This window comes from Eggerthella sp. AM16-19, from assembly GCF_003474385.1.
In the GTDB taxonomy this organism is placed as follows: Bacteria; Actinomycetota; Coriobacteriia; order Coriobacteriales; family Eggerthellaceae; genus Senegalimassilia.
On record NZ_QUCY01000002.1, the window covers coordinates 109,630 to 128,567 of the forward strand.

Here is an 18,938-nt window from a genome sequence, read left to right on the forward strand (position 1 = left end):
CGTCAAGGACACGGCTGGGCAACCGAACGCATCTGATTCACCCAACCTGGAAACGCACACGGCACAAGCCCGAGTTCGCTGCGAACATACGCCACGTCTAACAGACGCACGCAGCGGCTAAGCCCCGTGTGCTACAGATATCGATAGGAATAATAATAGGAAGGAAGGCCGGGCTTCGTCGCACCGCATTCACAGGCGGTCTTACCCGCAAAAGGCATCGTTTGGACTTCGAAGGCACACAGCATGACAGTCAGCTCAGCGGGCTGCTGAGCGCTGCGGGATGCGGTGATATGTCCGTTCACGATGCTCATGGGCGCTACTCTACCACAGTCAAGTGCCTTTCCGTCCAGGATTTTCCTGAACGGCAACATTATTTCCTAGTAAAGCGGTTCGAATTAGAAAAAGTGAAGCCGGGCACGTGACCCGGCTTCACTTCTCATTCAATTTGTTCGCAAGCTTTTAATAGCGGGAGTCGAAGATACGCTTCGTCTTCTTCTCACTGCGCGGCAGCTCGCCCATGGGAACGCCCTTCGCCTCGGGGGTGCAGCCGATCTTCGCCTTGAAGATCGCCGCCAGCTGCTGCTCGCATTGCTCGCGCTCCTCGCCTTCAAGCGGCGTTTCGAACAGCACGGTGAGCACATCGCGGCCGTTGATGGCCTCGATCATGACCTGATACTCGGACGATGCGCCGTCGGTGAACTGCAGCACCTCCTCGATCTGGGAGGGGAACATGTTGCAGCCCTTCACCTTGACCATGTCATCAGTGCGGCCCGTCAGGATGTCGATACGCGGGTGGTGGCTGCCGAACTTGCACTTGCAGTCGCCGGGAATGATGCGCGTAAGGTCGTGCGTGCGGTAGCGGATGAGCGGCGCGCCTTCCTTGCGCAGCGTGGTGAGCACCAGCTCGCCCACTTCTCCATCGGGCAGCTGCTCGCCGGTTTTCGGGTCGATGATCTCGCAGTACACGTAGTCTTCCCAGATATGCATGCCGTGATGCTCTTCGCAGGAGATGCCGATGCCCGGGCCGTAAATCTCCGTCAGGCCGTAGATGTCGAAGATCTCGATGCCCAGCTCGTTGGAGATGCGCTGGCGCATCTTATCACCCCAGCGCTCGGATCCGATGACGCCCTTGCGCAGGTCGAGCTTGTCGCGCAGGCCACGCTTCTCAATCTCCTCGGCAAGCAGCAGCGCATAGCTGGACGTGCCCGTGATGACGGTGGAATGCAGATCCTGCATCATCTGCAGCTGTTTTTCGGTGTTGCCGGGACCCATGGGGATGGCCATGGCGCCCAAGCGCTCACAGCCCAGCTGGAAGCCGATGCCGGCAGTCCACAGGCCATAACCAGGGGTGATTTGGATGCGGTCGGTGTTCGTGATGCCCGCCGTCTCGTAGCAGCGCGCGAACATGGTGGCCCAATCGTCGACGTCCTTCTGCGTGTAGGGGATGACGACCGGGGTGCCCGTGGTACCCGAGGAGCTGTGGATGCGGATGATCTTCTCGTCCGGCACCGCCTGCAGTCCCAACGGGTACGCTTCGCGCAAATCGGCCTTTTCCGAGAAGGGCAGCTTCTCGAAATCTTCCTGGGTCTGCACGTCGGACAGATCGATGTCCTTGAATTTACGGGCGTAGAAGGCCGAGCGGTCCTTCAGGGTTTTGAACTGCTCTTTGATGATCTCAAGCTGCTCCGGCTTCATTTGCATAGTATGCTCCCTTGTTCAAATGGCTTGTTTCGTTTTATTCATGCTGCGTGAGGAAAAGTGCGTAGGCGCTTCAAGTCCGAAAAGGCTGCGGGAAAGCACGGCAAATCGGCCCCAAACCTTACAGGTCTTGAAGCTAAAGCCATCGACCAGCCAACGCGTTGCGCGCGGCTGAGGAGAAGTGGATGTCGAATACCGAAGTCATACTGGTCATTGTAGGCAAAACCAAACCGCAAGCAACCCCCAAAACCGGCAACGGGACCGATTTGCGGTCCCATTGCTTGCAATGCAGGGTTTTGCGGTGCTACTCCCCTACCGCCACGTTGATGGCTTGCAGGTTCATATCCACGAAGCGCGGCTTGACGCAAGCCGCAATCGCGGCACGAAGGTCTTCGGCATCGATGGGCACGCATCCGGTTTGCAAAGCCTTTGCCAACAACAGGCTGTTAAGCACCTTGCGGCTGCCGGCCGCCTTCGTAAGCGCAGCATCATCGACGGGCACAAGGTTCGCCTGCGTACCCGCCAGAGCGCGCTCCATGTTCGCGATCACATCGCTGGCGCGGTACGGGTTCTTCGACAGCGCCGCCGTGACCGGCTGAATCGCGGTGCTGGCGAACACCAGCGTCCCGGCGGGGGCAAGATAGGACAGCACGCGCGCGGCCTCCGCCGGCTCGAACGCGATGATCAGATCGGCGGTTCCTCGGCTGACCAGGGGCGCATGCACCTGCTCGCCCTTGTTGCCGATGCGCACGTGCGACACCACGTTGCCGCCGCGCTGCGCCATGCCGATGGTCTCAGCCGTGCGCACCTGCCAGCCTTTCTCCAAGGCGGCCTGGGCAAGCACCTTCGCGGCCAGAACCGTTCCCTGGCCGCCTACACCTGTGAGCAGGATGTTCAGCATGCTAGGCCTCCTTCTTCTCGCTAGCGGCGGATGCGGCATCGACCACGGAGATGCAGCCGAACGGGCACACCTGCGTGCACAGCCCGCACCCGTTGCACTGGCCGGCGTCGATGAACGCCTGACCACGCTCCCCGCTTTTCGGGCCGCGAACGTCGATATCGAAGCCGATGCCGGGGCACCCGATCTCGGTGATGCACTTCTTGCAACCCGTACAACGCTGAGCGTCCAACACAACGGGAGCCGCTGGTTTGAACAACTGCACGCAGGGGCTTTCGAACATGATGGCGGACGGCCCCTCGAAACCGATCGCCTCACGCGCGGCGTCGATGGACTGCTGCAGGTTCAGCGGGTCAGCGTGCACGATGCGCTCGAAACCGACCGCCCTCAGCACTGCCTCGATGGAAACCGGCTTGCGGCGCTCACCCATCAGCGTCACGCCCGTGCCCGGATGCGGCTGGCTGCCCGTCATGGCTGTGGTGGCGTTATCCAACACGCACAGCGTGAAGTCGTGGCCGTTGTACACCGCGTTCACGATTCCCGGCAAACCGCTTGCGAAGAACGTCGAGTCGCCGACGAACGCCAAGGCCTTCTTCTGCGGCTCGACCACGGAGAAGCCCTGCGCCATGGTGATGCCGGCGCCCATGCACAGACAGGTATCCACCGCATCGAGCGGCATGGCGTTGCCCAGCGTGTAGCATCCGATGTCGCCGCAGAACACGGCAGGCGTCTTACCCAGTGCGCGCTTCACGGCATAAAAGCTGCCGCGGTGCGGGCAGCCCGGGCACAGCACCGGCGGGCGGACCGGCAGGGGCTGCTCGGGGTCGGCGTTGTCGTAGGTTGCCGCGTCTTCTGCCTCCGCCAATTCGGGGACGCCGAGGTAGACGGCCAGACGGACAAGGATGTCGTCGACGTCGTTCTCGCCGCGATCGCGCGCTTCGCCCGTCAGCTTGCCGTGCGTGTTGTACTCGGCATGCGTCCTGCCCGCGAACGCCAGCAACTCGTCCTCCAGCACATGGTCCAGCTCTTCAAGCACGAGCACATCGGCAAGCCCCTTGGTAAACCCGGCGCACGTGCGCTCAGGGAACGGGAAGGGAGTGCCCACCTGCCAGAAACGATATGCCGGCAGCTGCACGCCGCGCTCGCTCGCGCGCTCCTCGAGCAAACGCAGAGCCTCGAGCGCATAAGCGGCCGACACGCCGCCCGCAACGATGCCATGACGAGTGAGCTGGCCGGCCACGCGTCGCTCGTCGACGGGATTGAATGCGCTCAAAACCGGGTTCGTCGAGTAATTGACGGCAATCGCGCGCAGGCGCTCGTTGATTTCTCCATGGCCCTCAAAGGCGCGCTTCGGGAAGATGACCCAACGCGGGCCGCGCTCGAAGCCCTCCTCGGGGATGGGCTTGGCGTGCGTTTCCTCGGCAACGTCGAAGAACGTGGAAGCATGACACACACGCGTGGTGGGGCGTACGATGACCGGCGTCTTGTAGCGTTCCGAAAGCTCGAACGCCGCCTTCATCATGTCGAAGCCCTGATCGGGCGTTGCCGGGTCGAGCACCGGCACCTTGGCGAAGTTGCCGAACCTGCGCGTATCCTGCTCGGTCTGCGACGAGATGGGACCGGGGTCGTCGGCCACGAACAGAACCGTGCCGCCCTTCACCCCCACGTAGTTCAAGCTCATCAGCGGATCGCTTGCCACGTTCAGGCCCACCTGCTTGCAAGTGAACAGCGTGCGCGCACCGCAATACGATGCGCCGGCCAGCAGCTCGAGCGCGCTCTTCTCGTTCGTGGACCACTCCACATGGATGCCCTGAGCGGCGCCGGAAGCATGCAGCTTCGCCACGGTTTCCGTCACCTCGGACGACGGCGTCCCAGGATAGCCCGCAACAACGCGCACCCCCGCCTCAAGTGCGGCATGGGCGAACGCCTCGTTGCCCATAAGCAGTTTCTTCGTCATATGTTTCCCCGCTTCAAAGCCTGGTTTCAGGAATCGCTCCCTTCGTTGTTTCACGTGAAACAACGTGGAGAGAATCGTCTTGATACCTGTTCATGATAGCAAAAGGGCGACAGGTTGCCCCGTCGCCCTTTTGCAAGTGGCCGGCTTTACGCCTCGGCCATGGCCTTCTTCATATCGATGATCTTCTGACGAGCGCCGTTGCAGCCGGTGCCCATGATCTGCACCGCCAAGATGGCCGCGTTCTTCGCGCCGTTGATGGCGACGGTGGCAACCGGCACGCCTGAGGGCATCTGTACCATGGACAGCAGCGAATCCAGGCCGCCAAGGTCGCTCGTCTTCATGGGAACGGCGATAACCGGGTCGGGGGTGTAAGAGGCAACCACGCCGCCCAGGTGAGCTGCCTTGCCGGCAGCGGCGATGATAACCTTGATGCCACGCTCATGCGCAGTGGAGGCCCACTCGTGCACCTCAGCAGGCTTACGGTGCGCGCTGGCAACCTTCACCTCGTACGGGACGCCGAACTCCTCAAGCTGCTTCATGCAAGGCTCCATGGCGGGCATATCGCTTTCGGAACCCATGATGATGCCGATGACGGGATTCTTGTGATCGCAAGACATTTCGCAGTCCTTTCAACACGTGATTTGCTTTCCAAGGCAGTGTAACGCGGAAGCAGGAACATAGGGAAAATCGCACGCAAATTATGGGAGACCGAAACATGCCAAAGCCAAGGAAGCAAAATCGTGAAAGTGGAGTCGGAGAAGAACTCCAGCTAGCATGAGAGCTTGCCAACTACGGAACAGCAGACTCAAAGCAGGTCCGGGCAACGGGTTCGGAAATATGAAACCGGGAATGCGAGACTCGAGTAACAGGTCCAGAAAGCAACAGGCCCGATGGCTTCCACCATCGAGCCTGTAAATTTCATGGTGGTCGGAGGGGGACTTGAACCCTCGGCACGGGGATTTTCAGTCCCCTGCTCTACCAACTGAGCTACCCGACCAGAAGTCGTTCGTTGCGAACGCGAGTTAGTATATTACGGCAGCGAGCGCTTTTCGTCAACCCCGATTCCGAACTTTTTTGAGATACGTTCCCCCTCAGGGAAACGCGCCCAACCCAGCCCTTAAGCGAACGTGTGACCAGCAGATATGCCAACTCGCTTAAGACTGCTCGGCAACAGCTTGCGAAATCGGTCGCTGAACCAGACCGTACGCCAAGGAGGACTTGGCTGGCTCGCAACCGACAGCGGCAACGAATCCGTGCACATTCGCTGAACAGATGACCGATAAATAACCACCAAAAACGCGACTCGCGCGTTCTTTCGGCAACGCACCCCGCTACTTGCACTCGGCGCAGCCGCTGCCGAACAGCAGCTCCTTTTCCTCGCCGGGAAGCGCGGCACGAGCCTGGTCGCGCAGGTTGTTCACGCCGATGAAGAACTGGCGCATCATGACGACCAGCAGATAACGGCCCTTCGGGGTCAACGTCAGCTCGTCGGCGTTATCGGTGGCGAACGCGCCCGAGGCCTTCATGAACGCCATCTCCACCGGCAGGCCGACCTCCACCGAGCAGCCGAAGTCCTTCTTGAACTGGCGCTTATCCAGGCGCAGACCGAACAGCTGCATCATGAAACGGTAACGCATGCGATCGCGCTTGCTGAAGGTGGTTTTGCCCATAATGGACATATGACCTGCTTCGATGCACTTGTTGTAATCCTTCACGCTGAAGGTGTTCACGTACAGGTTGCTACCCAGGTAGGTGATTCCGCCGCTACCGATGGCCGGATACTCCTCGTAATCGACCACGTACTCGTCGATCATGGCGTCCTCGCCGGCAGCCGACGTGTTCCTCTTGTTGAACGTCCACGCCGAACCGTGCTCGAACAGGTGCAAGGGACCGCCCGTCAGCAATTCGCTGATGATCTCGTAGAACTTCTGCTCGCGGGCGTAGTCCACCTTGCCCACGGTGCGGGCCAGGCTGCGCTCGACCGACGGTGAAGCCATCAACGGATAGAACGTGGTCTGCGTGCAACCGCTCTCGATGACGCGCTCGATATCGTTGATCAGGATGTCCTCAGTCTGCGCCGGGAAGTTGAAAATCATGTCCGCATTCATGGACACGAAGTACGGGCTGGCGTCCTGGATGCGCTCGAGGATCTCCTGGCCGCAGCCGTACTTGTCGTAGCGGTCCATCTGCTTGAGCAGGCCGTCGTCGAAGCTTTGCACACCCACGGACAGGCGCTGCACGCGGCCCTGCAGCTTGTCCAGATAGCTGGGAATCAGGTGGTTCGGGTTCGTCTCGCTCGAAACCTCCTGGATATTGAACAGCTCGCGCGCCTGGTCGATGGTGTCGCACAGCTCATCGATCATGATGGTGGGAGTGCCGCCGCCGATATAGACGCTGTCGAAGTCGTAGCCCAAATCCTTCAGCATGCGCATCTCTTTGCGCATATTCTCGAAGTACGGACGGGCGCGATCCTCGCTGAACGGGAACCTGTTGAAGCTGCAGTACGGGCACAGGCGCTCGCAGAACGGCACGTGCATGTACAGCATGTAGCGTTTCCCCTGCTCAGGTGCAGGCATCATCACCTCATCGGTGGGTTTGAGCTTCAGGTATTGGTTTGTGCATTGGCGAACCACGTTCGTAAGCAGGCGCTCTGACAGCATGTACGCGCGCTCCTTTTCTCGTCCTAGTGAAAACGGTAGGAATTATATCCTACCGTTTCAGTCTCATATAATCTCGACGAAAGCTTCGCTCCCCGTGCACGAAAGGCGCGGCCTTACGCCCAGGCTCCGCGACCTGCGGCGGCCTTCGCGCCGATGTCGGAGCGCAGCTGCTTGCCCTCGAAGTTGATGACGTCGCATGCCTCGTAGGCCTTCGCACGGGCATCGTCGAACGTCTTGCCCAGCGCAACCACGTTCAGCACGCGGCCGCCGGCAGTGACGAGCTCGCCATCGGCGTTGCGGGCGGTGCCGGCATGGAACACCGTCACGCCTTCCATGGCCTCGGCATCCTCAACACCCAGGATGACCTTGCCCTTCTCGTACTTGCCCGGATAGCCGGCGGAAGCCAGCACCACGCACACAGCCCACTGGTCGTCCCACTCGAGCTCGATGTCGTCGGGACGGCCTTCGGCCACGGCCATCATGACGTCGACCAGGTCGGTCTTCAGACGCGGCAGGACGACCTGCGTCTCGGGATCGCCGAAACGGGCGTTGTACTCCAGCACCTTCGGCCCCTCGGGCGTCAGCATGAAGCCGCCGTAGAGCACGCCGCGGTAATCGTTCTTGAAGGGCTCGCGCGCCGTTGCCGCCGCGGCGACCTTCATCATGTGCGTCATGTCGGCAAGCTCCTCATCGGTGACGATGGGCACCGGGGAGTACACGCCCATGCCGCCCGTGTTCGGGCCGCGGTCGCCGTCGAAGGCGCGCTTGTGGTCCTGGGCGGTTGCCATGCAGTGCGCCTTGCCGCCGGAGACGAACGCGAGCAGCGAGCACTCCGGGCCGGTGAGGCACTCCTCAACGAGCACCTTCGAGCCCGCAGAGCCAAACGCGCCGTCGAAGCAGCTGCGCACGGCGTTCTCCGCCACCTCGATGGTATCGGCGACCACGACGCCCTTGCCAGCTGCCAGGCCGTCGGCCTTCACGACGACGGGGGCGCCCAGCTCGTGCACATACTCAAGCGCCGGCTCCAACTCGGTGAAGCTGCCATAGCGAGCCGTGGGGATGCCGTTGGCCTGCATGAACTCCTTGCTGTACGTCTTGCTGCCCTCGAGCTGCGCACCCTGCGCATCGGGGCCGAAGACCGCCACGCCGGCTTCGCGCAGCACGTCGGCCACGCCCGCCACCAACGGCGCTTCCGGGCCGATGACCACCAGGTCGATGGCGTTGCCCTTCACGAACTCCAGGACGGCCTGGCCGTCCTCGGCGTTCAGGCCCGCCACGTTCTGCGCGACGGAGTCCGTCCCGCCGTTGCCCGGGGCCGCGTACAGGTTGTCGGTACGGGGGGATTTCGCCAAGGCCCACGCAATGGCGTGCTCGCGGCCGCCGCCGCCCAAAACCAAGATGTTCATGTAACTAACCCTCCATTTCCAGCTCTCGAATAATATGCGTGTGCGGGACCGCAGATTCATGCAGCCCCGCACGGGATTCGCTTCGCTATTCAGTGACAGCAGTCCATCAAGTTTATCGGCGCCCTACCAGCCGCGCATGATGGTCTGGTCGCGATCGGGGCCGACGGCCACGATGCTGATGGGCACGCCCACCTTCTTCTCGAGATACTCAACGTAGCTCTTGGCATTCTCCGGCAGCTCGTCGAACGTGCGGCAGGCGGTGATGTCCTCGCCCTTCCAGCCGGGCAGCTCCTCGTAAACCGGCTTGGCGTGGAACAGCACGCTTTGCTGCATGGGGAAGTAATCGTAACGCTCGCCGTTGCACTCGTAAGCCACGCACACCTTGATGGTGTCGAAGGCGGAAAGCACGTCGAGCTTGGTCAGGGCCACGTCGGTCAGGCCGTTGACATCGGCGGCATAGCGCGCGATGACGGCGTCGAACCAGCCACAGCGGCGCTTGCGGCCCGTGGTCACGCCGTACTCATGGCCGACCTGGCACAACGTCTCGCCTTCCTCGGCCTCAAGGCCTTCGCCGCCGTCCTCGGCGTACGTCAGCTCGGTGGGGAAAGGACCGCCGCCGACGCGGGTGATGTAGGCCTTCTGGATGCCCAACACGCGGTCGATGTTGACCGGGCCCACACCCGAACCGGTAGCTGCGCCGCCGGCGCAGCAGGAAGAGGACGTGACGTAGGGGTACGTGCCATGGTCGATGTCGAGCAGCGTGCCCTGCGCGCCCTCGAACAGGATGGACTTGCCCTCGCGCACGGCGTTGTTCAGCATCTGGCTGGTCTCGGCCATATACGGCTTGAGGATACGGGCGTACGGCAGGTACTCCTCGCAGATCTCCTCGACCGTGTAGGTGTGCAGGCCGTAGATCTTCTCCAGGATGGCGTTCTTCTGGATAAGCGCCGTCTCTACCTTCAAGCGGAAGATCTTCTCGTCCATGAGGTCCTGGATACGGATACCCTTGCGGGCAACCTTATCCTGGTAGCACGGGCCGATGCCGCGCTTGGTGGTGCCGATCTTGTGATCGCCCAGGCTCTTCTCGTCGGCGCCGTCGAGATCCTTGTGGTACGGCATGATGACATGCGCGTCGCAGCTGATCTTGAGGTTCTTGCAGGAGATGCCCTCGGCCTCGAGCATGGCCATTTCCTTGACCAGCACGCCGGGATCCACCACCACGCCGTTGCCGATGACGGGAATGGCGTTCTCGTACATGACGCCGGAGGGCATCAGGTGAAGCGCCAGCTTCTTGTCGCCATGGATAACGGTATGGCCTGCGTTGTTGCCGCCCTGATAACGGACGACATAATCGTATTCGCTAGCAATGAGATCGGTGATCTTGCCTTTGCCTTCGTCGCCCCATTGGGCGCCAACCAGAACGGTGCTGGGCATGTGTGCGCATCCTTTCGATAACAGTGTCGCAACCCTCACAGTGTACTACAGAACCACTTCAGTAAGGCCCGGATCGGCCACGCGCATGGTTTCAACGATTTCTTCATGGCAGGTCAGCAAAATGATCTGGCGATGACGCGCCAGCTGGGCCAACGCCTTCGCCGCGCCTGCGCGGCGCTGGGAATCGAAGTTCACCAGGATGTCGTCAGCGATGATGGGAACGGCGCGTCCCACGTTGTCGGCGGTGACGAGCAGCGCGATGCGCAGCGCCAGGTACAGCTGCTGGCACGTGCCCAATGACAGGTGCACGGGCTCGCGCACGGTGCGCAGCGCGTCGGTCACCTGAAGACGGCCATCGGCGCTCATAGACACCTTCACCCACTTGCCGTCGGTCATCAGGCCGAGCAGCTCGCTTGCGCGGGCGTACACCTCGGGCTGGCTTTTGCTCTCCCACGACGCGATGGCCGCCTCGAGCATATGGCGCGCCAGCAGCAGCTTCGCGAACTCCATAGCCGCCTCGTCGCGGCGCGTTTGGAGCTGCTGGGCCTCAAGCTTCAGCTCGTCGAAGCTGCGCTCGCCCTTCGCCTGGGAAAGCAGTTGGCAAAGCTCGCCATAGCGACGGTTCAGGTGCTCGCTCGTCTCCATCAGGCCCTCGCGCTGGCGCGTCTTGCGGGCGATGAACGCATCCACGGCCTCAAGCGTTCCGCGTTCGCGACGCATGCCGATCTCCGCGTACAGGCCCTCGCGCGTTTCACGGGCCTTCTCAAGCGACTCCTCCAACGCCGTGCGGCGCGACACGAGCGCCTGCTTGCGCTGCATGTACAGAGCGTTCTCCGCACGAACGTCCTTCGCCTCGTCGAGCAGCGCGCGAGCGTGACGCAGGGAGTCTTTCGCTTCGGAAAGCCCCATGGCGGCAAGCTCGGCCCGCACAGCTTGGCGTTGCTGCTCCTGCTCGGCCAGGCATGCCTCCAGTTTCTTCTTGTCCTGCAGCATGACCCAGTGCCGGTCCTGAACGCGCTGGGAGCGCTCGTCGCCTTTCCTACCCGGTTTGAACAGCATGATCAGCGAGGCTGCGGCGAGCACCACCGCCACGAGCACCAGGAAAAAGCCCAGCGCGGTGAACGACAGGCTGGTTATCTCACGGCCGTGCATGAACAGCGGGATGCCCGCGAACATGAAGGCCACGGGCAGCGCCACGGAAAGGCCGATCTGCACGCGCTGCTGACGGCGTGCGCGGATGGCCTCGTTCTGCTCGTCTTGAGTCTCGAGCATCGCCTCGTAGGCAGCCCTTGAAGTCGCGTAGTTGTCGCGTGCCAAGTCGACGGCGTGCTCCGTCTTCGCCTCCTGGACGGCAAGCGCCTCGATGCGGTCGCGCAAATGGCGCTCCTCGGTAGCCGTGATGCCCGCCAGCTCTTCGGGGTGCTCGCGCTGCGCCAGCCTATGCTCGCAGCGCAGGCTCTCCTCCTGAGCGCGCAAATCCGCGATCTTCTCCTCCAGCTCGGCTTCGTCCGCCTCGGTCTTCTCCAGCGTTTTGCGATTCGCCTTCAGCGTCTCGATGGCGGTATTCAGGTCGCCGATCTTGGCCAGCAACTCATCGCGCTGCGGCTTCAGCTCGGCGAACTCGTGGTCCTCGCGCTTCAGGCGCTCTACACGATCGGATTCGGCGGCGATGCGACGGCGCAGCTCATCCTGCTCCGATTCGAGCTTCACCAGCGATTTCTCGGACGCGGCAGCCCTTGAGGTGAACTGCGCCAGGCGCTCCTGCAGCGCGGTCAGCGCATGCGCCGGGGAAGCCCCCGTGCCGGAGCCGGCCGTGAGCAGCTTGGCCGTCACGTCGGTGGTGTTGCGCAGCTGGCGCAGCTCGTCGCTGGTCAAGCTGAACATGGTGCGGTACGTTTCGCGGTCGATGTCGTCGACGACCGACGTGTCGCCCTGCAGGCCATCAACATTGCGGATGCGCGATGCCTGCGAGTCCCCAGACCCATCCTCGTTGGCGAAGAACAGCGTTCCCGCACGTTCCGCATTGTCGGGCTTGTAGGTGTTGCGCTGACCGCGCGCCTCTTCCCAACCAAACAAGACGCCGCCAACGAACTGGGCGAACGTGGTCTTGCCGGCCTCGTTTCGGCCGAACACCACGTTCATGCCCGGCCCGAACGGCCCGATCAGGCGGTTGGAGAACGCGCCGAACGCGTCCATCTTGATATGTTCCAGATACTTGCCCACTAGCGCTCTTCCCCTTGCGACAGCATATCGAGCACCAGGTCTTCGGCCTGCTCCGACAGCTTCCCGACCTTGCCGGCACAGCTCGACGGCATCTGCAGCCCTCGATCGAGGAACTCCTGCTGCAGGAAGGCTATCTGCTCTTCGGGAAGGGACCGCTGCGTTTCGGCCACGCGCAAAAACACCGCCGGGAACAGCCCTTCCTCGCGCAGGGCCTGCTTATCGCGCGGTTCCTGCGTTTCGTCAACCATGGTGTCGCAAAAGAACGACGCATACGAATCGTTCACGTGCTTGCGCAGGTCCTCGAGCACATCGGGGCGGGAGAGCACCTCGTGAAGCGCAGTCGTGCCCGTCAACGCGATGCGCGAGATCATCTCCTCGCAATGCGCCTTGCCGTTCGCCCGGAACAGCTCCCGGATGATCAGGTCGCTGATCTCGGGCAACGTGGTGCAATCGGACACGTCGACGCGCAGGCGCTGCCATACCACGCTTGCCGTGGGGATGAATTCAAGCTGCGGGACCGCGCCTTCGGAAAGCGTTACCAGCTGCGCTCCGCGCGGGCCCGTCTCCTTGATGTCGCGCCCTTGGATGCACCCGGAGAACGCAATGCGGGGGCCATCCTCGCCAGGATGGATGTATCGCATATGGATATGCCCGCATGCCCAGTAATCCATGCCAGCGGAAAGCAGCACCGAGGGATTGACCGGCGCTTTCACGGGATCGAGGTTCAACCCGGTATGTAGCATGCCGATGGCGAAGGGAGCCTGCGCGACGTCAGGTTCGCGCTGCTGAAGGGCTGCAAGCGCCGCATCGCGCGTGATGCCGTCGGCGATGCATTCGTCTATGGGCCATGATTGGTTGTAGTATCCGCGGCCGCCGATGATGCAAAGCGGCTTCCCATTGCGCCTGAACAGCTGGAAACCCGGCTTGTCAGCCGGCAACATGTGGACGTTCTCCGGCAAGGAGAACGCGCTTTGCTGCCAAGAGGTGTAGGGGTCGTGGTTGCCCGTGATCAGGTATACCGGGATGCCCGCTTTTCCCAGCGTGCGCATCCCCTCGAAGAACCGAAGGTAGTCTCCGTACGATGCGCGCGACTCGTCGAACACATCGCCCGAGACGACCACGAAGTCGACCTTGCGGGAAACAGCCGCGTCTATGACGCGATCGAACGCTTCGGCAATGGCCTGCACCAGTCGGGCAGCCCATGCAGGCGACACCTTGGCAAGGCCGCGGAAGGGCGCGCCAAGGTGAAGATCGGCGGTGTGGAGGAATGTCAGGCTCTCAGTCATAGCTTCAGTTTACCCCGGCCCCGTCGTTGCGTGCGTTACATATAGTCGGGAACGCGCGAATCGTCGATGAAGTCCATGAAGCGGGTGTATTCCGCGTTGAAAGCGAGCGTGATATCGCGCGTGGGACCGTTGCGGTGCTTGGCGACGATCAGCTCTGCCGTGCCCAGGTCGGGACGGTCCTCGCTTTCCGCCTCCATCTCGTCCATGCTTCGGTCGATGAACATGACGATGTCGGCGTCCTGCTCGATAGCGCCGGATTCACGCAGGTCGGACAGCATCGGGCGCTTCTTGCCGCGCATCTCCACGGCACGGGAGAGCTGCGACAGCGCGATGACGGGCATGTCCATTTCCTTGGCGAGCACCTTCAGGCCACGGGAAATCTCAGCGACCTCGACGGCGCGGTTGCCGTCACGGCGCGCCTGCGGCGGCTGCATCAGCTGCAGGTAGTCGACGATGATCAGGCCCTTTTCGGCGTCGCGCAGCTCACGGCGCGCCTTCGCGCGCAGCTCCAGGATAGAAAGCGCCGGCGTGTCGTCGAACTCGATCTTCAGTTTGGAAAGGTTGCTGGATGCCTCGATGATGGCCGCCCAGTCCGCGTCCTGCACCTGGCCGGCACGCAGCTTCGACAAGCTCACGCGCGCCTCGGATGCGAGAACACGTTGGACCAGCTGGGAGGCGCTCATTTCCAGCGACAGAAACGCCACGGTAGCGCCCAATTTCGCCGCGCTCGTGCACAAGTTCAGGGCAAAGGCCGTCTTGCCGACACCAGGACGCGCAGCAAGGATGACCAGGTCGCCGCCGCGAAAGCCGTGGAACAGATCGTCAACGTCCTTGAAGCCCGATGCTACGCCTGAGATCTTGTTCTCCTGCGCCGCCATCTCCTGCAGTTCCTCGAAGGCGTCGACCAGCAACGTATCGATGCCCGTGAACGCGCTGGACACGCGCTTCTCCGTGACCGCGAACAGCGTTTTCTCCGCCTGCTCCACGACAACGCCCAGGTCGTCGGGAGCATCGTAGGCAAGCGAGCGGATTTCCCCGGATGCGCGGATCAGATCGCGCAGGATGGATGTGCGCTTGACGATCTCAACATGATTCTGCCAATTGACCAGGGCGAACGAATTGCTGGCAAGCTCCAGGATGTACGCCTGGCCGCCAACGGCTTCCAACTGGCCCGTGGCCTTCAGGTTGTCGGCAACCGAAATCTGGTCAAGGGGGATGTGACGCGTGTAGAGGTCGAGCATGGCCTCGAAAATGCGCTGATGGGCAGCTCGATAGAAGTTGTCAGGGATAAGTTTGGCGGCAACGTCCTCGATGGCCTCCTGGTTGAGCAGGCACGCCGCCAACACCGATTTCTCGGCTTCTATGTTCTGAGGCTCCATTTTGCGAATCGAGGAGCTCTCAGGCACCTCAGGGGCGAAATCGGGATTGTAGGGAACGTCAACGGGCATGCTGCTCATCCTTTCTTGTACCCGGCTTATCATACCGCACTCGGAGTTGAGCCGCGGATGCCGCAGAGCGTCACCCGAACACTAACATCCCCCAAATAGAAAAATCCCCCGCACTAATGTGCGAGGGATTTGCTAGTTCGCTTTAAAGCGCTGAGTTATTCAGCGGCCTCTTCAGCAGCAGCCTCCTCGGCGACAGCCTCGGTCTCGACCTCTTCGGCCTCTTCCTCGGCAGCAACCTCGTCGATGCCCACCAGCAGCGTAACCGTGGCCTTGATGTCACGGTAGATGGAGATGACGACCTCGTGCTGACCGGCGGTCTTGATGGCCTTGCCAGCCTCGACGCGACGGCGGTCGATCTCCACGCCCAGAGCCTCCTTGATGGCCTCGGCGATCTGGGTGGCGGTGACGGAGCCGAACAGCTGGCCCTCTTCGCCGACCTTCGCGTCGACCTTCACGGAAGCACCGTCGAGCACGGACTTCAGCTTCTCAGCATCGGCCAGACGAGTAGCCTCGCGCTTGGCGATGTTGTTCTTGCGCATCTCCAGCTGCTTCAGGTTGCCCTTCGTAGCCAGGATGGCGATGCCCTGCGGCATCAGGTAGTTGTTGGCAAAACCGGGGGCCACGTCCACGACGTCGCCTTCGCCGCCCTTGCCCTTGAGCTCTTGGAGCAGGATGACTTTCATGGTTCCTCCTTGCGCCTAGCGATTGCGGCGGTCGCCACGGCCGCTAATTGCGGGAACCGCGTAGGGCATCAGAGCCATCTCGCGAGCGCGCTTCACGGCGTTCGCGATGTCACGCTGGTGCTGGGTGCAGGCACCCGTCACGCGGCGCGGCTTGATCTTCCCGCGGTCGGTAACATACTTGCGCAGCATCTGAGTATCTTTGTAGTCGATGTACTCCGCGTCCTCTTTGCAGAACTGGCAGTACTTGCGACGAGGCTGCTTCGCGTAGTCGGACATTTGGTAAACCTCTTTCGCTTAAAACGGGATGTCTTCGTCGTAAACCGAAGCAGAGGCATCTACAATCGGAGCTGCAACGGGAGCGGCCATCGGAGCGGACTGCGGCGCATAACCTGCGGTCATGCCGTTGTCGTAACCCTGGTTGGCGTTATTACCGTTGCGGCTGGACATGAACTCCAACTCGTCGACGATCACTTCAAGCTTGCTGCGGCGCTGACCGTCGCGCTCCCACGAGCTGTAACGAAGCTTGCCCTCGATGGCCACTTTCGTGCCCTTCGTAAGGTAGGGCTGCAGCTTCTCGCCACGGGTGCCGAACATGGTGCAGTCGACGAAGTTCGGGTAGTCCTCCCATTCGCCGGTCTGCTGGTTCTTGCGGCGGTCGTTGACCGCAACGCCGAACCCCAGGATGGCCATACCGCTTTGCGTGGAACGAATTTCGGCGTCGCGCGTAAGATTTCCGCTGATCATGACACGATTGATGCTCATGTGTATCTACCTCTTCTCATGCTGGGACCCTGTGGGCCCCTACGTAATCCTATTCGCGGTCGGTGCGCTTTACGATCATGTGGCGAACAACGACATCAGAGATGCGCAGCACGCGATCGAGTTCTGCAACCTCGGCGGGATCAGCGTGGAAATCGATGAGGGTGTAGACACCGTCGGTCAGACCATTGATCTCGTAAGCGAGTTTACGCTTGCCCCACTCGTCAACGTTGTCGACGGAACCCTCGGCGGACGTGATAACGCCCTGGATACGATTCATCGTATTTGCACGGGTTTCCTCGTCGGTAGACGGAGCAACAATAAACAGCAGTTCGTAAGCCTTCATCAGCTCACCTCCTTTGGACTTTACGGCCCCGGGCTGGTGAAGGCGCACACCGGGGCAGGAATTAGCCTGACTATATTATCAAGCCCGATTCCTCAATGCCAGCCTTTCACCTTGCTTTCTTCCTTCTGCACCGTTTCAACACATCGCCGCACCTCAGACGGCAGGCCCCTGCTCCACAGCCCGTCATCTGCCCGCATCTCCAACTATAGGTACTCCATCTTGCAGGACCCTTGTTGAAATGACGAAGGCGGTTCACCTGAACCTTGCAGGTGAACCGCCTTCACGTCTATCGCCAGCCCATTGCGTAGCCGGATAAGCTTGCACGGCTTACCCATTTCATACCGTTCAAGCTTCCTATCGACATTCTTTCAGAAGAACGCGATGCCTAGCTTTCGGAAAGAATCATCGTCTGATTCGTTTCGCCGTCACCAATCATCGTCCGAGTCGCTTGGGTTTATTCCTCTTCGGAACCCTCGCCCACCACTTCGAACTCAGCCTCATCCTCTGCGGTGTACTTCTCGTCGATCTCATCGTCGCTGTACTCGCCCGGGGCCTTCAGAGCGATCATGAAGTTCGGGGCCTCGCCGATGTATGCCGGCTCGTCCTCGAACTCGACAACACCATCCTCGGAGCACTCGTACAGATAGCCCACAGCAAAGCCTTTATCTGCGCCGGGCACGCCGCCCTCGGCGATAAGAGCATCCTTCGTGCCCTCATCAACCTCGACATAACCGTCGTAGCAGAGCGCATAAGCCTGCGCGCCCTGGGCATGCTGCACCGTATGACGAGCTGCGTTGAAACACGCCTCCACAGACTCGCCAGGGTGGTTCTCGATGAACAGGTTCTCCTTGACCGCCAGCGCGGTGAAGGGGACCACTTCGTTGCTCTGGGTCAGCTTCTGCTTCGCCTCATCCAGCGAGAACAGCAGCACCTTTTCCAAGATTTCGGGGATCTCGGGAACTTCATTATCCTGATTTTCAACAACGCGATCTGCCATTGCCGTATCCTTTCGATTCTTTACAATGCGAAAGCCACGCCCCCGCATGCATTTCATAATGCATCCAGTGTAGCGTGGCTTTCGACCCGCGATATCGTTGTTGCAACGAACCGCTGAAAATCCGCGTTCAGGCTTTAGCGACGATGACGCTTGCGGCGCACCTTGTAGCCCTTCTTCTTGCCGCAGATGCCCTTATCCTTCATTGCCAGGATCAGCTTCTCGGTGATGGCGTCGAGCTGGGCGACCTCTTCGGCGCTCAAGCAGGAGATGATGTCCTCGGCGGTCTTATCGTTGGCTGCAACGCGCTTCTCCGCAAGCTCACGGCCAAGATCGGTCAGCTTCACCGTGTAGGTGCGCGGCTGATCGACCGACTCGATGGTCACATAACCGTTGCGCTCAGCCTTCTTCACGATGTCCTTAAGGTTGCTGCGATTCATACCCAGCGTCTTGGTGAGATCGCGCTGCGTAGCGCCATCATCAACCAACAGCGCCTGAAGCAGTGCGCCCTGACCACGCTTAAAGCTCTTCGGACCGTTCTTGCGGAACGCCAGGCGTACAAGCTTGTTTGCTTTCTTCATCTGAGCCAAAGACTTTGCGGCTTCGTTCATGGTGGTTCCTTTCTATACCGATAAGGTAAGGCGATCTTCGAATAACCTGAGTATACGAGTGTTGCCCACACAGTGTTTCACGTGAAACACTGTTATCCATAAACACTCCGTGGATTACTATTTCCCCAGGTTATATTCATACCTATGATTATTCATGAATAAGATTCTTTCTTGAAAATCCCAAAGCAATAATGCAATTGCCCGGAAAATGAAAAAGCCCCTGCATTTGCAAGGGCTTCAAGTTTCCTGGCGGAGGAGGAGGGATTCGAACCCTCGTCACCGGGGTTTCCGGTGAAACGGTTTTCGAGACCGCCGCATTCAACCACTCTGCCACCCCTCCGCATGGGGTGGGTCGGCTGGGTATTTATGCCGACCTACAAAAAAGGCGTTACCGTAAAGGTTCCGCCGGGATAATCTGGCGGAGAGATGGGGATTCGAACCCCAGATACGCTTTTGGCGTATACACGATTTCCAATCGTGCACCTTCGGCCAGCTCGGTCATCTCTCCGCTTGCTTACAGCTTGCATTACATTCA

General features: G+C 60.9%; 17 protein-coding genes and 3 tRNA genes. All 20 read right to left on the minus strand.

Annotation, left to right across the window (positions count from 1 at the left end; translation table 11 throughout):
- Positions 1–131 precede the first annotated feature (131 nt).
- Positions 132–311: a hypothetical protein gene (locus DW178_RS01665; RefSeq protein WP_147363788.1), complete on the minus strand. Its 180-nt coding sequence runs from the start codon at positions 309–311 to the stop codon at positions 132–134.
- Between the two features lie 148 nt (positions 312–459).
- Positions 460–1,701, minus strand: coding sequence for a phenylacetate--CoA ligase family protein (locus DW178_RS01670; protein WP_118349393.1), 1,242 nt, complete (start codon positions 1,699–1,701; stop codon positions 460–462).
- A gap of 301 nt (positions 1,702–2,002) precedes the next feature.
- Positions 2,003–2,599, minus strand: coding sequence for an indolepyruvate oxidoreductase subunit beta (locus DW178_RS01675; protein WP_118349394.1), 597 nt, complete (start codon positions 2,597–2,599; stop codon positions 2,003–2,005).
- Between the two features lies 1 nt (position 2,600).
- Positions 2,601–4,553 carry a thiamine pyrophosphate-dependent enzyme gene (locus DW178_RS01680; protein ID WP_118349395.1) on the minus strand — a complete coding sequence of 651 codons (1,953 nt, stop codon included), beginning with the start codon at positions 4,551–4,553 and terminating at the stop codon, positions 2,601–2,603.
- A gap of 146 nt (positions 4,554–4,699) precedes the next feature.
- Positions 4,700–5,170, minus strand: coding sequence for a 5-(carboxyamino)imidazole ribonucleotide mutase (purE, locus tag DW178_RS01685; RefSeq protein ID WP_118349396.1), 471 nt, complete (start codon positions 5,168–5,170; stop codon positions 4,700–4,702).
- A gap of 304 nt (positions 5,171–5,474) precedes the next feature.
- Positions 5,475–5,550: transfer RNA gene (locus DW178_RS01690), tRNA-Phe, on the minus strand.
- Between the two features lie 334 nt (positions 5,551–5,884).
- Positions 5,885–7,213 (minus strand): coproporphyrinogen III oxidase family protein, encoded by a 1,329-nt coding sequence (locus DW178_RS01695; protein WP_118349397.1) that lies wholly within the window; start codon positions 7,211–7,213, stop codon positions 5,885–5,887.
- Positions 7,214–7,326: 113 nt separating this feature from the next.
- Positions 7,327–8,619 (minus strand): phosphoribosylamine--glycine ligase, encoded by a 1,293-nt coding sequence (purD, locus tag DW178_RS01700; RefSeq protein ID WP_118349398.1) that lies wholly within the window; start codon positions 8,617–8,619, stop codon positions 7,327–7,329.
- A gap of 123 nt (positions 8,620–8,742) precedes the next feature.
- Positions 8,743–10,053, minus strand: a complete 1,311-nt coding sequence (locus DW178_RS01705; protein WP_042432241.1) for an adenylosuccinate synthase — start codon at positions 10,051–10,053, stop codon at positions 8,743–8,745.
- 45 nt (positions 10,054–10,098) lie between these two features.
- On the minus strand, positions 10,099–12,276 hold the full coding sequence (locus tag DW178_RS01710; RefSeq protein WP_286168456.1) for an ATP-binding protein: 2,178 nt from the start codon (positions 12,274–12,276) through the stop codon (positions 10,099–10,101).
- The gene (locus DW178_RS01715; protein ID WP_118349399.1) at positions 12,276–13,562 is read right to left on the minus strand and encodes a metallophosphoesterase family protein; all 1,287 of its coding nucleotides are present in this window, start codon (positions 13,560–13,562) and stop codon (positions 12,276–12,278) included. The genes DW178_RS01710 and DW178_RS01715 overlap by 1 nt, the downstream gene beginning before the upstream one ends.
- 35 nt (positions 13,563–13,597) lie before the next feature.
- On the minus strand, positions 13,598–15,010 hold the full coding sequence (dnaB, locus tag DW178_RS01720; protein ID WP_118349400.1) for a replicative DNA helicase: 1,413 nt from the start codon (positions 15,008–15,010) through the stop codon (positions 13,598–13,600).
- 155 nt (positions 15,011–15,165) lie between these two features.
- On the minus strand, positions 15,166–15,693 hold the full coding sequence (rplI, locus tag DW178_RS01725) for a 50S ribosomal protein L9 (RefSeq protein ID WP_118349401.1): 528 nt from the start codon (positions 15,691–15,693) through the stop codon (positions 15,166–15,168).
- 15 nt (positions 15,694–15,708) lie between these two features.
- The gene (rpsR, locus tag DW178_RS01730) at positions 15,709–15,969 is read right to left on the minus strand and encodes a 30S ribosomal protein S18 (protein WP_042432253.1); all 261 of its coding nucleotides are present in this window, start codon (positions 15,967–15,969) and stop codon (positions 15,709–15,711) included.
- A gap of 18 nt (positions 15,970–15,987) precedes the next feature.
- Positions 15,988–16,455, minus strand: coding sequence for a single-stranded DNA-binding protein (locus DW178_RS01735; RefSeq protein ID WP_118349402.1), 468 nt, complete (start codon positions 16,453–16,455; stop codon positions 15,988–15,990).
- A 49-nt stretch (positions 16,456–16,504) separates the two neighbouring features.
- Positions 16,505–16,798: a 30S ribosomal protein S6 gene (gene rpsF / locus DW178_RS01740; protein ID WP_118349403.1), complete on the minus strand. Its 294-nt coding sequence runs from the start codon at positions 16,796–16,798 to the stop codon at positions 16,505–16,507.
- Between the two features lie 454 nt (positions 16,799–17,252).
- On the minus strand, positions 17,253–17,795 hold the full coding sequence (locus DW178_RS01745) for a hypothetical protein (protein ID WP_118349404.1): 543 nt from the start codon (positions 17,793–17,795) through the stop codon (positions 17,253–17,255).
- 134 nt (positions 17,796–17,929) lie between these two features.
- A complete protein-coding gene (locus DW178_RS01750; RefSeq protein ID WP_118349405.1) occupies positions 17,930–18,403 on the minus strand; it encodes a MarR family winged helix-turn-helix transcriptional regulator in 474 nt (157 codons plus the stop codon).
- Positions 18,404–18,650: 247 nt separating this feature from the next.
- Positions 18,651–18,743: transfer RNA gene (locus tag DW178_RS01755), tRNA-Ser, on the minus strand.
- 76 nt (positions 18,744–18,819) lie between these two features.
- Positions 18,820–18,911: transfer RNA gene (locus DW178_RS01760), tRNA-Ser, on the minus strand.
- Between the last annotated feature and the right edge of the window lie 27 nt (positions 18,912–18,938).

What these genes read in the sequence shown, in the direction of transcription:
- DW178_RS01665 (WP_147363788.1), bottom strand. Translation starts at nt 311, where the DNA reads ATGAGCATCGTGAACGGACATATCACCGCATCCCGCAGCGCTCAGCAG.
- DW178_RS01670 (WP_118349393.1), bottom strand. Translation starts at nt 1,701, where the DNA reads ATGCAAATGAAGCCGGAGCAGCTTGAGATCATCAAAGAGCAGTTCAAA.
- DW178_RS01675 (WP_118349394.1), bottom strand. Translation starts at nt 2,599, where the DNA reads ATGCTGAACATCCTGCTCACAGGTGTAGGCGGCCAGGGAACGGTTCTG.
- DW178_RS01680 (WP_118349395.1), bottom strand. Translation starts at nt 4,553, where the DNA reads ATGACGAAGAAACTGCTTATGGGCAACGAGGCGTTCGCCCATGCCGCA.
- purE (WP_118349396.1), bottom strand. Translation starts at nt 5,170, where the DNA reads ATGTCTTGCGATCACAAGAATCCCGTCATCGGCATCATCATGGGTTCC.
- DW178_RS01695 (WP_118349397.1), bottom strand. Translation starts at nt 7,213, where the DNA reads ATGCTGTCAGAGCGCCTGCTTACGAACGTGGTTCGCCAATGCACAAAC.
- purD (WP_118349398.1), bottom strand. Translation starts at nt 8,619, where the DNA reads ATGAACATCTTGGTTTTGGGCGGCGGCGGCCGCGAGCACGCCATTGCG.
- DW178_RS01705 (WP_042432241.1), bottom strand. Translation starts at nt 10,053, where the DNA reads ATGCCCAGCACCGTTCTGGTTGGCGCCCAATGGGGCGACGAAGGCAAA.
- DW178_RS01715 (WP_118349399.1), bottom strand. Translation starts at nt 13,562, where the DNA reads ATGACTGAGAGCCTGACATTCCTCCACACCGCCGATCTTCACCTTGGC.
- dnaB (WP_118349400.1), bottom strand. Translation starts at nt 15,010, where the DNA reads ATGCCCGTTGACGTTCCCTACAATCCCGATTTCGCCCCTGAGGTGCCT.
- rplI (WP_118349401.1), bottom strand. Translation starts at nt 15,693, where the DNA reads ATGAAAGTCATCCTGCTCCAAGAGCTCAAGGGCAAGGGCGGCGAAGGC.
- rpsR (WP_042432253.1), bottom strand. Translation starts at nt 15,969, where the DNA reads ATGTCCGACTACGCGAAGCAGCCTCGTCGCAAGTACTGCCAGTTCTGC.
- DW178_RS01735 (WP_118349402.1), bottom strand. Translation starts at nt 16,455, where the DNA reads ATGAGCATCAATCGTGTCATGATCAGCGGAAATCTTACGCGCGACGCC.
- rpsF (WP_118349403.1), bottom strand. Translation starts at nt 16,798, where the DNA reads ATGAAGGCTTACGAACTGCTGTTTATTGTTGCTCCGTCTACCGACGAG.
- DW178_RS01745 (WP_118349404.1), bottom strand. Translation starts at nt 17,795, where the DNA reads ATGGCAGATCGCGTTGTTGAAAATCAGGATAATGAAGTTCCCGAGATC.
- DW178_RS01750 (WP_118349405.1), bottom strand. Translation starts at nt 18,403, where the DNA reads ATGAACGAAGCCGCAAAGTCTTTGGCTCAGATGAAGAAAGCAAACAAG.